Annotated in this window: 9 protein-coding genes; 5 read left to right on the top strand and 4 right to left on the bottom strand. The window is 68.1% G+C overall.

All coding sequences use genetic code 11. From position 1 onward, the window contains the following. Positions 1–29 precede the first annotated feature (29 nt). Both ACYQ2W_RS07050 and ACYQ2W_RS07045 read left to right on the top strand, forming a co-directional pair. Positions 30–626 carry a hypothetical protein gene (locus ACYQ2W_RS07050; protein WP_459864673.1) on the top strand — a complete coding sequence of 199 codons (597 nt, stop codon included), beginning with the start codon at positions 30–32 and terminating at the stop codon, positions 624–626. Between the two features lie 72 nt (positions 627–698). Next, entirely contained in the window at positions 699–3641 is a 2943-nt protein-coding gene (locus ACYQ2W_RS07045) for a hybrid sensor histidine kinase/response regulator (RefSeq protein ID WP_459864671.1), read from the top strand. A 46-nt stretch (positions 3642–3687) separates the two neighbouring features. Here the strand turns inward: ACYQ2W_RS07045 and ACYQ2W_RS07040 are convergent, their stop codons facing one another. From ACYQ2W_RS07040 to ACYQ2W_RS07030, 3 genes are all read right to left on the bottom strand, one after another. Next, positions 3688–4491 (bottom strand): hypothetical protein, encoded by an 804-nt coding sequence (locus ACYQ2W_RS07040; protein WP_459864669.1) that lies wholly within the window; start codon positions 4489–4491, stop codon positions 3688–3690. Between the two features lie 147 nt (positions 4492–4638). After that, positions 4639–5088 (bottom strand): cyclic nucleotide-binding domain-containing protein, encoded by a 450-nt coding sequence (locus tag ACYQ2W_RS07035; protein WP_459864667.1) that lies wholly within the window; start codon positions 5086–5088, stop codon positions 4639–4641. Then, complete coding sequence (locus ACYQ2W_RS07030) at positions 5081–7537, bottom strand: Lon protease family protein (protein ID WP_459864665.1); 2457 nt, start codon at positions 7535–7537, stop codon at positions 5081–5083. The genes ACYQ2W_RS07035 and ACYQ2W_RS07030 overlap by 8 nt, the downstream gene beginning before the upstream one ends. Before the next feature lie 146 nt (positions 7538–7683). Between ACYQ2W_RS07030 and ACYQ2W_RS07025 the strand changes: the two genes are divergently transcribed. Continuing rightward, positions 7684–7965 (top strand): FmdB family zinc ribbon protein, encoded by a 282-nt coding sequence (locus ACYQ2W_RS07025; RefSeq protein WP_459864663.1) that lies wholly within the window; start codon positions 7684–7686, stop codon positions 7963–7965. Then, complete coding sequence (locus ACYQ2W_RS07020; protein ID WP_459864661.1) at positions 7953–8339, top strand: hypothetical protein; 387 nt, start codon at positions 7953–7955, stop codon at positions 8337–8339. Before ACYQ2W_RS07025 ends, ACYQ2W_RS07020 begins: the two co-directional genes overlap by 13 nt. Here the strand turns inward: ACYQ2W_RS07020 and ACYQ2W_RS07015 are convergent. Continuing rightward, positions 8246–10924 (bottom strand): bifunctional acetate--CoA ligase family protein/GNAT family N-acetyltransferase, encoded by a 2679-nt coding sequence (locus tag ACYQ2W_RS07015; protein ID WP_459864659.1) that lies wholly within the window; start codon positions 10922–10924, stop codon positions 8246–8248. The genes ACYQ2W_RS07020 and ACYQ2W_RS07015 overlap by 94 nt on opposite strands. Before the next feature lie 223 nt (positions 10925–11147). Here ACYQ2W_RS07015 and ACYQ2W_RS07010 point away from each other — a divergent pair, with 223 nt between their 5' ends. Beyond that, a complete protein-coding gene (locus ACYQ2W_RS07010; protein ID WP_459864657.1) occupies positions 11148–12089 on the top strand; it encodes a histone deacetylase family protein in 942 nt (313 codons plus the stop codon). The last annotated feature ends 583 nt before the right edge of the window (positions 12090–12672 follow it).

The following is a 12672-nucleotide window of genomic DNA, read 5'->3' as shown; positions in this document are numbered from 1 at the left end:
GCATGGACGGCGTTAAGGACTATGGATCGATGATCTGGCTGGACGGGGAGAGAACGTGGGCGGCGTGGCGCCGGCGGGCGCTGCTGATTTTCTGCACGCTGCTGTTGATCGCGCCCCTCTCCGGCAATCCGGTGGCCGGCGAACAGGAGGAGCGCCGCATCCAGGTGGGGGTCAAACTCTTTCCTTCGCTGCTCGCCGCCGACCGCGACATCGCCGGCAAGCGCGACGGCGACGGCCCGCTACGCCTGCTGCTGCTCTATCGCGATCGGCGCGAAGTGGCCGAACGGGCCGCCGAGCGGCTGCGCGAGGTGGAGAAGGTGCGCGGCATCCCGATCGCGGTGGAGGTGGTGCCGCTCACCGGTCTGGCCGGCCGCGCCAAGGAGCCGTTCGCCGGGATGTTCATCACCCAGCGTCTCGGCGAACACCTGGATGAGGTGATCGCCGTCGGGCGGGAGCGCCAGGTGGTGCTCTTCTCGCCGTTCGAGCAGGACGTGGAGCGCGGGGTGCTCGGCGGGGTGCTGGTCAGCGACCGCATCCTGCCCCAGGTCAACGTGCGGGCGATGCAGGAGGCGGGGATCCGTCTCAAGTCCTTCTTCCTGAGGATTGCGGACCGTTATGAACCGTAGGCCTCACCCGACCGTCGCCCTTCCGTGCCGCCACCGGTTGAGCGGGGCCGTCGCCCGCCTGCGGGGGGCGGCGTGAACGTGCGGCCGGTCCCCTCCATCACCGGTGCCGCCGGCAATCTCCAGGCGCGCATCTCGCTGATCTTCCTGATCCTCGCCGGTTCGCTGACCGCGCTGATGGGCGCGTACTGGATGTTGGTGCTCGAGCCCCAGCTCAACGCCAACGCCCAGGCCAATGCGCGGGTGCTCGCCCAGGCCCAGGCGCAGGCCCTGGCCGACGCCCTCTCGCCGGTGGACGGCGAGGTGCGGCCGCAGTGGCTGACCGCGGCGATGGACGAGATCCTGATTCTCACCGATCCCAATACCGGCACTCCGTTCGTCCGCGGCATCTCGGTGGAGGTGGACTACGACGTGGTCCACGCCGCCAACGGCGCCCTTGACCTGGTGCGCGGCGACGACCACTGCGGCGACTGCTTCGTCACCGAGATCCCCCTCTATTCGCGGGTCAACCGCGAGCTGCTCGGCATCGCCCGGCTGCAGGCCAGCGGCGCCTTCTTCCAGCGCATCCGCGAGGACGTGCGCGGCAAGCTGCTGTGGGGTTCGGCGGCGGGGCTGGCGCTGCTCGCGCTGGTCTGGTGGACGGTCAGCGGGCTGGTCGGCAAGGTGCGCGAGACCGCCCGCGCCCTGGCCGGCGAGAAGGAGTACAGCGACAGCATCATCTCCTCCATGGGCGACGCGCTGTTCGTGCTCGATGCGGCGGGCACGATCCTCACCGTCAACCAGTTCACCACCCGGCTCCTCGGCTTCTCCGAGGGGGAGCTGCGCGGGCGCCCGTTCACCTGGCTGTTCGCCACCGATACCGGCGGCAGCGGCGACTTCTCCGGCGAGAAGGGGTTTTCCCGGCTGATGCGCCGCGGTGCGGTGAGCGACCTCCACGGTGACTTCGTCCACCGCAACGGCCATGCCATCCCGGTACTCTTCTCCTGGTCGACGCAGAACGATCCCGACGGCCTGCCGACCCGCATCGTCTGCGTCGCCAAGGACATCACCGAGCGCAAGCGGGCGGAGACCGAGTTGAAGCGGGCCAAGGAGGCGGCCGAGCAGGCGACCCGTGCCAAAAGCGAATTCCTCTCCAGCATGAGTCACGAGATCCGCACCCCGATGAACGGCATCATCGGCTTCACCGGTCTGCTGGAGCGCACCCGCCTCGACGCCACCCAGCAGGAGTACGTGCGCACCATCGGCGCCTCTGCCCAGGGCCTGTTGACGATCATCAACGACATCCTCGACTTCTCCAAGCTGGAGTCGGGCAAGCTGGAGATCGAGCACGAACCGTTCAACCTGCGCGAGGTGGTCGACGAGGCGTTCACCCTGCTCGCCGCCGGTGCCTACGAAAAGGGATTGGAGATGGTGCGGATGGTCTCCGCAGACGTCCCCACCGAGCTGTTCGGCGACGCGGTGCGAGTGCGCCAGGTGCTGGTCAACCTGATGGGCAACGCGGTCAAGTTCACCGCCGAGGGGAGCGTCACCCTGCGGGTGCGCCGCGAGCGGGTCGACGGGCGCCAAGTGGTGCTGCGCTTCAACGTCACCGACACCGGCATCGGTCTCAGCCCGGCCAACCAGGCGAAGCTGTTCCGCGCCTTCACCCAGGCCGACGCCTCGGTTACCCGCCGCTTCGGCGGCACTGGCCTGGGGCTCGCGATCTCCCGTCGGCTGGTGGAGAACATGGGCGGCAGTATCGGGGTGGAGAGCGAGGAGGGGCAGGGCTCCACCTTCACCTTCACCCTCTGTTGCGAGATCGCCGGCGAGATGGAGCTCTCGCCGCCGCCGGCGGAGCTGGTCGATCGCGAGGTGCTGCTGTTCGAACGCCACCCGCGCTCCCGCGAGGCGCTGATCCACGCCCTCAGCGCCTGGGGGATGGACGTGACCGCCAGCGGCGACCCCGACCAGTTCCGCCGCCAGTTCTCTGCTGGCCGCTACGATCTGGTGGTGGCGGGGTTGCAGCAGGGGAGCGTCGACCAGTCCGGTCTCGGCTGGCTGCGGGAGGTGATCGGTGCGCGGACCCTGCCGCTGATCACCTTGGTCAACTCGGTGGATCAGCGGATCCACCAGCGGCTGGTGCGGGAGGGGGCGCGGGTCTCGTTACCGAAGAGCGTGCGCGCGGAGATCCTGCGTGGCCACCTGCTCGCCGTGTGGGGAGCGGGACCGGCGGAGGAGCGTGCCGAACGCGAGGAGCGGTCCTCGGCGGGGCTGGAGGGGTTGCGGGTGCTGGTGGTGGACGACAACCCGGTCAACCTCACCTTGGCGGCGACCCTGCTGACCCTGCGTGGGGCGGCGGTGATGGAGGCGGAGAACGGCAACGAGGCGATCGATGCCTACCGCCGGGAGCGTCCCGACCTGATTCTGATGGATGTGCAGATGCCCGAGATGAGCGGCATCGAGGCGACCCGCAGCATCCGCGCCCTGGAGCGCGAGCGTGGCGGGGTGGAGAAACGCCTGCCGATCATCGCCCTCACCGCCCACGCCTTCCCGGCGGAGCGCGAGGAGTTCATGCACGCGGGGATGGACGACTGCGTGATCAAGCCGGTGAGCGAGCAGGAGCTGTGGCGGATCGTCGAGCAGTGGTGCGACCGCGGCGCCCTGTCCTCTGCCGCCCCGCGGGGGGGGGACGGGGGCGCGGGCGGGGAGGGGGACGGGCTCTACGATCGTGACGAGGCGCTCTCCCTGGTGGGGGGGGATACCGCACTGGCCGACCGTCTGCTGGGGATGCTGGTGAATGCCCTGCCGCAGCGCTGGGGCCGGATCCAGGCCGCCTTCGACGCCGGCGAGCGGGAGGAGCTGCGCCGAGAGGTCCACACCCTCAACGGCAGTGCCGGCACCTGCGGCGCCAGCGGCCTGCGCGACGCCGCCCGTGCCCTGGAAAGCGCAGTGCAGAGCGAATCGTCCGACCAGTGGGGAGCGCCGCTGGAGCGCCTGCGCCACGACGTCGAACGCTTCCTAGAACGCTACGGCGAGTGAGTTTTCAAACCGCGCGGAAGATGCCGCCGCGGCGGCGCTGAGGGGCTTACCCCTTCCGGCCCAACAGCTTGCCCAGCAGTGAACCCTTGCCGTCCTTCTCCGCCGCCTTGCGTGCCTTCTCCTCCTCCTCGATCCGCTTCAGTTCCGCCTCCCGCTCCTGTTTCTCCTTCTCCAGGTTGCGGCGGATGGTGGCGCGCTGCTCTTCGCTCATGCGCTGGATGCGGTGCTCCAGCACCTTGTTGGAGCGGCGCAGCAGGTAGTTGCCCAACTGGTCGCAGAAGGCGCTGTCGATCTTCTCGGGGGGAAAGGAGACGGTGGCGCGGCCGAGGGAGGAGAAGTTGCGGGCGAGCAGGTCGACGCAGCCGTCGCCGGGGTTGGCGCGGAACTCCAGGGCGCCCTTCACCTGCCCGAGCAGCACGAAGGTGGCCTTGTAGACCTCGTGGCGGTCGTTCATCAGCTCCTTGCAGTGGTACTTCACCGCGTTGTTGGTGAGGTACTCCTTCATCCGGTTGATCTGGCCCGCTTCGTTGATCTCGAACACCTGCTTCAGCTCGCGGGTGCAGACGAACTGCAGGGTGAACTTGCGTTCGGCGTAGTGGCCGAGGAAGTAGTCGCCCTGGTTGAGCCCCTTGAGCAGCGGCTTGCCGGCGATCTCGTAGTCCACCGGGATCTCCGGCTTGACCACGTTGAGCTGCTGCACCACCTCCCGCAGGTAGGCGTGGAGCTGCTGCATCTTGGGGTCGATCTCCTCGCGGAAGCGCCGTTCGATCTCCTCCTTGCGCCGCCGCTCCTCCAGCTCCTGGTTCTTGAGCTGGTCCGCTTCCTGCCTCAGTTCGTCGAGAATGCCCATGCGCCTGTCTTCCCGGTCGGTGGGTTGAACGTGATTGTCGGCTTAACCGCGGATTTCGCCGATCCACGCAGATGGAAGAGCGATCATATCTGCGTGAATCTGCGAAATCCGCGGTTCAAACAGCTTTTCGAGCAGTTGCCAATCGAGTTAAAAAAAGAGCAGCAGGTTGTTGTCCTGGAGCTTGCGGCTCATGATCTCCATCATCCGCTTCAGCACGATGAAGCCTACCTCCCGGTTGCGCTCCAGGTACTCCATGAAGGCGGGGCCGTTGAGCCGGATCGCCTCGGTGGGGCGGTTGCAGGTGACGGTGGCGGAGCGCCGTCCGCCGTGCAGCCAGGCGATCTCGCCAAGCAGCTCGTAGTCGAGGTTTTCCAGCCGCACCTCGTGGGGCTCGGACTCCTCGGGCAGGCGCACCACTACGTCGACCAGACCGTTGATCAGCAGATAGAGGTCGCGGTCGGCCTCGTTTTCCGCGTGCTGCTCCAGCAGCGCCTCGCCGGCGGCGCAGACGCGGATCGAGCAGAGTTCGGCGATCTCCTCCAGGGCACCTTCGTCCAGGCCGTCGAAGATCGACAACTGGTGCAGCTCCTCAATCATCCGCTTCCCCCTTCTCGTCATCCTTCCTCTCCTCCCCGTCGGTGTGCTCCTTGGCCAGGTCGGCAAAGGTGTGGCGCAGCAGGGCGTATTCGGTCAGTCGGTCGCGTACCCGCTGGTTGACGCTCCCCTCGGGGTAGTCGCCCTGCTCGTCGAGGGCACCCGCCGCGATGCCGGTGAGCAGTTCCACCGCCTGGTCGACCTGCTCCACCGCGTAGATCTGAAAGCGTCCCTCGCGCACCGCCTCCACCACGTCGGCGCGCAGCATCAGGTGTTTGACGTTGCTCGCCGGGATCACCACCCCCTGGCCGGGGGCGAGGCCGCGGGCACGGCAGACGTCGAAGAAGCCCTCGATCTTCTCGTTGACCCCGCCGATCGGCTGCACCTGGCCCAGCTGGTTGACCGAGCCGGTGACCGCCAGTGCCTGGCGCACCGGCACTTCGCCGATGGCCGAGAGCAGCGCGCAGAGTTCGCCCACCGAGGCGCTGTCGCCCTCGATCATGCCGTAGGACTGCTCGAACACCAGGCTGGCGTTGAGCGACAGCGGCTGGTTCTTGGAGTAGCGCTCGGCGAGGAAGGAGGAGAGGATCATCACCCCCTTGGTGTGGATCGGGCCGCCCAGTTCGGTCTCCCGTTCGATGTCCATCACCTCCCCCTCGCCGAGGCGGGTGGTGGCGGTGATCCGCGACGGCTGGCCGAAGTGGTAGCCGCCCAGACCGATCACCGACAGGCCGTTGACCTGGCCGACCCGTTCGCCGTCGGTGTCGATGAGGATGGTGCCGCGCTGGATCTCCTCGTGGATCTGGCGGTGGATGCGGTCCTGGCGGCGGATCGCCTGGTCGATGGCGTGCTGCACGTCCTCGGCGTCCACCTCGTTGCGCCCCGCCTCGCCGGCCCAGTAGTCGGCCTCGCGCTGCAGGTCGGCGATCGAGCGCAGGTGGGTGGAGAGCCGCTCGGCGTCGCTCACCAGGCGGGCGGCGTGCTCGATGATCCGCGCCACCGCCGCGCGGTTGAACGGGCGCAGCTTCTCCTTGCGCGCCTGGGTGCCGATCAGCCGGGCATAGAGCAGGTCGTTCTCGCCGCTGCGCTCGATCTCGTCCTCGAAGTCGGCGGCCACCTTGAACAGTTCGGCGAACTCCGGGTCGTAGGCCGATAGCAGGTAGTAGATCATCCGCGAGCCGAGCATCACCACCTTCAGCTCCAGCGGGATCGGCTGCGGCTCCAGGGAGACGGTGCTGACCAGGCTGTAGACCTGGCCGAGGGACTCGATGCGGATCTCGCGGGCGCGCAGCACCCGCTTCAGCCCCTCCCAGGCGTAGGGTTGGGTGAGCATCTTCAGCGCGTCGATCACCAGGTAGCCGCCGTTGGCGCGGTGCAGGGCGCCGGCGCGGATCAGCGTGTAGTCGGTGACCAGCGCGCCCATCTGCGCCTGGTGCTCGACCCGGCCGATCAGGTTCTGGTAGGTGGGGTGGTCCTCGTAGATCACCGGGGCGCCGTGGGTCTCGCCGTGGTCGACCAGCACGTTGACCTTGTAGCGGCGGAAGAAGTCGTGCTCGCTGTGGTCGCCGCCGAGCAGTTGCAGCGAGCTCGCGCCCTCCTCGGTCTTGCGGAAGTCGTTGATGTGCTCGAGGATGTCCTTGCGCAGGGTGTCGAGGAACTCGATCACCTCGGGCAGCTTGGCGTAGTGCTCGCGCACCTCGTCGATGGCGTGATCCACCGCCACCGCGGCCACCTCGCGGTTGAGCTTGCGCAGCCGTTCGCGCGCCTCCTTCTGCCATTTCGGCACCTGATGGGCGATCCGCTGGAGCTGTTCCTGGAGGTTCTCCATCACCTCCTGCATCTGGTCGCGGTCGTGTTCCTCCAGCTTGCCGAAGTCGTCGGGATTGACCACCTCGCCATCCTTCATCGGCGCGAAGGCGAAGCCGCCGGGGGTGCGGATGAGGGTGATGTTGTGGCGCTCGGCCTCCTCGCGGATGGTGCTGAAGGCGCTCTCCTGACGCGCCTTGATCTCCTCCTCGATCTCCTGGGCACGGGTGCGGTACTGCTCGCTTTCGAAGGCGGCGGGGAGCGTCGAGCGCAGCTCTTCGATCAGGTGGTCGACATCCTTGCGCAGCTTGACCGCGCGGCCCGGCGGCAGGCGCAGCATGCGCGGGCGCTGCGGGTCGGGGAAGTTGTTGATGTAGCACCAGTCGGAGGGGTGGGGCTCGGCCGCCGCCCGCTGGTCGAGGAACTGGTGGACCAGACTGCGCTTGCCGATGCCCTCGGGGCCCATGACGAACAGGTTGTACCCCTCGCGGCGGATGCCGATGCCGAAGCGCACCGCGGAGACCGCGCGCTCCTGGCCCAGCACCTCCTCCAGCTCCTCCAGCTCCGCGGTGGTGCGGAAGGGGAACTGCTCGGGGTCGCAGGGGCGGTAGAGGGCCTCCGGCGGCAGGGGGGCGATCGTGCTCATTCTTTTCCTTGGTTCGGTGAGACGGTATCGGTGGATGATAACGCAAAAGGGGGACGGTTTACCGGCCCGGAACCTCTTGATTTCGCCTCGGTTCGCCCCCATTCTATCCGCCGTCACAGGACGGTTTCCCGAGAGGTTCCACCCCGATGCCCATTTACGAATACGCCTGCGAAGCCTGCGGTCACCAACTGGAGGCGATCCAGAAAATGAGCGATGCCCCGCTCACCGACTGCCCCGAGTGCAGCAAGCCGGAGCTGAAGAAGCTGATCTCCGCGGCGGGCTTCCGCCTCAAGGGGGGCGGCTGGTACGAGACCGATTTCAAGAGCGGCAGCAAGCGCAACGTCGCCGAGTCGGACTCCTCGGCCAAGCCGGCGGCCAAGCCCGCCGGGCATAGCTGCTCCAGCGGGGGATGTGGTTGCGCGAGCTGACCCACTTCCCGTTCCTGCCCAACAAAAAAAGCCCCGGATTTTCCGGGGCTTTTTTTGTTGGGCAGGATGAACTCGAGCGGGTGTTCGCGCAGCGGGCGCACCACCTGGACGACGTCCTCCCGGGTATCGCCGAAGCCAACGAACGGATCGACCTGCATACCGCCGCCGAGATCACGAAACTGATCGTCCGCGCCGCCTCCACCGCAGGCGTGTCGGTGAGGGCGTTCGGCGAGAGGGTGGCTGTGACTTCGTGTATCGCCGACGTATATCTCCCGCGCCCTCACACCCGCCTGGTCACATGTCGCAACCCCGGGTCCTCCGGCGAGATGGTGATCTCGAAGCCCAGTTTGCCGACCAGCTCCAGCATCTCGTGATTGGAGGCGAGCACCTCCCCCTCCATGGTGTCGAGGCCGCGGTCGCGGGCGGTCTCCAGCAGTTGCGCCATCAGGTGGTGGGCGATCCCCTTCCGCTGCCATTCGTCGTCCACCACGATGGCGAATTCGCAGCTGGTGCGGTCGGGGTTGGTGACGTAGCGGGAGACGCCCACCTCGCGTTCGACGCCGTTCTCCTCGACCACCGCGATCAGCGCCATCTCCCGGTCGTAATCGATCTGGGTGAAGCGGGCGAGCATCTGCGGGGTGAGTTCGCGCAGCGGCTGGAGGAAGCGGAAGTAGCGGGAGCGCTCGGAGAGGCCGCGGACGAAGGCCTGTTCGATCTCGGCATCCTCCGGGCGGATCGGGCGGATGGTCAGGTCGGTGCCGTCGGCCATCTGCTGGCGGTGGATCAGTGCCACCGGGTAGGGGTGGATCGCCATGTGGCTGTAGGGCTGGGCGGTGGTGGAGTGGTAGCTGACCACCAGCCGGGCGTCGACCGCCACCGCGCCCTCCTCGTCGAGGATCAGCGGGTTGATGTCCAGCTCCTTCACCTGGGGCAGCTCGCAGGCCAGCTCCGAGACGCGCAGCAGCACCGCCTCCAGCGCCTCCAGGTTGGCCGGCGGCAGGTGGCGGAAGGCGCCGAGCATCCTGGAGACGCGGGTCCCCTTGATCAGGTCGCGGGCGAGGCGGTGGTTGAGCGGCGGCAGGCTCACCGCGCGGTCGCCCATCACCTCCACCGCGGTGCCGCCGGAGCCGAAGGTGATCACCGGACCGAACACCGGGTCGGTGATCAGTCCGACCAGCAGTTCGCGGCCGTTGGGGCGGGAGAGCATCGGTTCGATGGTGACGCCGGTGATCTTCGCCCCGGGGCGGTTGCGCTTCACCGTCTCGATGATCTCGTTGTAGGCGTTGCGCACCGATTGGGCGTTGGCGATGCCGAGGCGCACGCCGCCGGCGTCGCTCTTGTGGGTGATGTCGGGGGAGTCGATCTTCAACGCCACCGGGAAGCCCATGGATTCGGCCTGGATCAGCGCCTCGTTGGCGGAGTGGACCACCTGGGCGCGGGCGCACGGGATGCGGAAGGCGCCGAGTATCGCCTTCGATTCGGCCTCGCTGAGCACGCTGCGCCCCTCGGCCAGCGCCCCCTCGATGATCAGCCGCGCCCCCTCCACGTCGGGGGGGTTGGTGCGCGACAGGGAGGCGGGGCTCTCCACCAGCAACTGCTGGTTGCGGTAGTGGCTGGTGAGGTAGAAGAAGGCCTCCACCGCGGCCTCCGGGGTGTGGTAGCTGGGCAGCCCCGACTGGCGCAGCAGGCGGCGCGCCTCGTCCACCTGCACCTGACCCATCCAGCAGGTGAGCAGCGGTTTGCGGAAGTTCTTGGCGAGCTTGACCATCGCCTCGGCCACCGCGGTGGGCTCGGTCATCGCCTGGGGGGTGAGGATCACCAGCACGCCGTCCACCTCGCGGGCGCGCATGCAGCACTCCACCGCGGCGGCGTAGCGCTCGGCGGTGGCGTCGCCGATGACGTCCACCGGGTTGCTGTGGGACCAGGTGAAGGGGAGGCGGTCGTCGAGCTCCTTGAGGGTCTCGGGGGTGAGCTTGGCGAGGCTCACCCCGAGGTCGGTGGCGCGGTCGCTGGCCATCACCCCGGGGCCGCCGCCGTTGGTGACGATGGCCAGCTTGTCGCCGGCGGTGCGGAAACCGGAGGTGAGGGTGGTGGCGGCGGAGAAGAGGTCGCCGATGCGCAGGCCGCGGACCACGCCGGCGCGGCGCAGGGCGGCGTCGAAGACGTCATCCGAGCCGACCAGGGCGCCGGTGTGGGACTGGGCCGCCTTGGAGCCCTCGGGGTGGCGGCCCACCTTCAGTGCGATGACCGGCTTGGCGCTGGCCGCGGCGCGGATCGCGCTCATGAACGAGCGGGCCTGATGGATGCCCTCGATGTAGAGCAGGATGCTGTGGGTCTCGGGGTCGTTGACCAGATAGTCGAGCAGCTCGCCGAAGTCGGCATCCGCCGAGATGCCGGTGGAGACCACCGCCGAGAAGCCCACCCCGTTGGCCGCCGCCCAGTCGAGGATGGCGGTACAGAGCGCGCCGGACTGGGAGACCAGGGCGATCTTGCCGGGGGCGGCGCTGCCCTTGTTGAAGGTGCAGTTGAGGCCGCGCTTGGGGCGCATCACGCCGAGGCAGTTGGGGCCGATGAAGCGCAGGTTGTGGCGCCGCGCGTTCTCCACCAGGGCCTTCTCCAGCCGTTCGCCCTCCGCGCCCACCTCGCGGAAGCCGGCGGAGAGGATCACCGCGGCGCGCACCCCGTGGCGGCCGCAGGATTCGATGATCGCCGGCACGGTGGCCGCCGGGGTGGTGATCACCGCCAGATCCACCGGCTTGCCGAGGCTCTCCAGATCCGGATAGGCGGGGTGGCCCTGGACCGCGTCGCGCTTCGGGTTGATCGGGTAGACCGGGCCCTCGAAGCCCGATTCGAGCATGTTCTTGAAGACCAGGGCGCCGACGGCGTCGGCGCGGTCGCTGGCGCCGAAGACCGCCACGGAGCGGGGTTCGAAGAGGTGGTTGAGGTAGTGTTTGGCCATGGTTTTCGGTAGTTTCGTTTTGGACGGTTGATCTACTGTAGTGGGTGGCGCTTCGGTTTGCATCGTTCGTGGCGGTTCAGCACGTCATTGAATCGCGGATTTCGCAGATGAACGCAGGTCGAGAAGACCGAAAATCTGCGCCAATCGGTGAAACCAGCGGTTGGAATTCTTGTCTCGTCGATGTGGAATGGTTGCCACTGTTGGTCATTTACCGGGGAACTCCATGCGTACCGCCTATATCTCCCATCGCGACTGTCTCGGCCATGACAACGGCAGCGGCCATCCGGAGGGGCCGGGGCGCTTGCACGGCATCGAGGATGCGCTGATCGCGGGGGGGTTGATGAATGTGCTGCGTCACTTCGATGCACCGCCGGCGAGCCGCGAGCAGTTGGCGCGGGTCCACCAGACCGCCTATCTCGACCGCATCGAGGCCCTGGCGGCGGGTGGGGAGCGTACCTTCCTCGACCCCGACACCCCGTTCGGCCCGGGCAGTCTGCCGGCGGCGCTGCGCGCCGCGGGGGCGGCGGTGGAGGCGGTGGAGCGGATCATGGCGGGCGAGGTGGACGACGCCTTCTGCGCGGTGCGCCCGCCGGGCCATCACGCCGAGCCGGGGCGGGCGATGGGCTTCTGCATCTTCAACAACGTGGCCGTCGGCGTCGCCCACGCCCTGGAGGCCCATGGGCTGGAACGGGTGGCGGTGGTGGACTTCGACGTTCACCACGGCAACGGTACGGAGGTGATGTTTCGCGACGATGAACGGGTGCTCTTCTGCTCCACCTTCCGTCATCCGTTCTACCCCCACACGCCGCTGCTGGAGGGCCATCCGCGAATCATCCACGCGCCGCTCACCGGCGGGGGCTACAGCGAGGAGTTCCAGGAAGCGGTCAGCGAGCGCTGGCTGCCGGCACTGGAGGCGTTCGCGCCGCAGATGATCTTCGTCTGTGCCGGTTTCGATGCCCACTTCGAGGACGAGATGGGGGGGCTGCATCTGCTGGAGAGTGACTATTTCTGGGTCACCCGTGAGATCGTCCGGCTCGCCGCCCGCCATGCCGGGGGGCGGATCGTATCCACGCTGGAGGGGGGCTATCGGCCGGATGCGCTGGGGCGCTCGGTGGTGCAGCACATCCGCGCGTTGATGGGGCTGGCGGCCCACGGCCGGCCGTGAGTCCGGCCGGGGAGGCGTTGCCCCTTCCCTGGTTACGACGTTCCGCGTCGTAGTCCACCGCCTCGGACGCTCTGCGTCCTGCCCGGGGCGGTGGTGGACGTTTGGCGTGGTTGCCTTCGTTCCGCACGACGCGGAGCGTCGAAGAGGGCGTTACCACGCGGAGCGTGGTAACGAGGGCGTCGCTGGCGGCAGTGCCTTTTGGGGCGCTCGCCTCCCTGGTTACGACGCTCCGCGTCGTAACCCACCGCCTCGGACGCTCTGCGTCCTGCCCGGGGCGGTGGTGGATGTTTGGCGTGGTTGCCTTCGTTCCGCACGACGCGGAGCGTCGAAGAGGGCGTTACCACGCGGAGCGTGGTAACGAGGGCGTCGCTGGCGGCAGTGCCTTTTGGGGAGCTCGCCTTCCTGGTTACGACGCTCCGCGTCGTAACCCACCGCCTTGGACGCTCTGCGTCCTGCCCGGGGCGGTGGCGGATGTTTGGCGTGGTTGCCTTCGTTCCGCACGACGCGGAGCGTCGAAGAGGGCGTTACCACGCGGAGCGTGGTAACGAGGGCGTCGCTGGCGGCAGTGCCTTTTGGGGCGCTC

Source organism: Endothiovibrio diazotrophicus, from assembly GCF_054657215.1.
The sequence above is the reverse complement of the archived record's forward strand: the minus strand, read 5'-3'. Positions and strand labels throughout refer to the sequence as shown.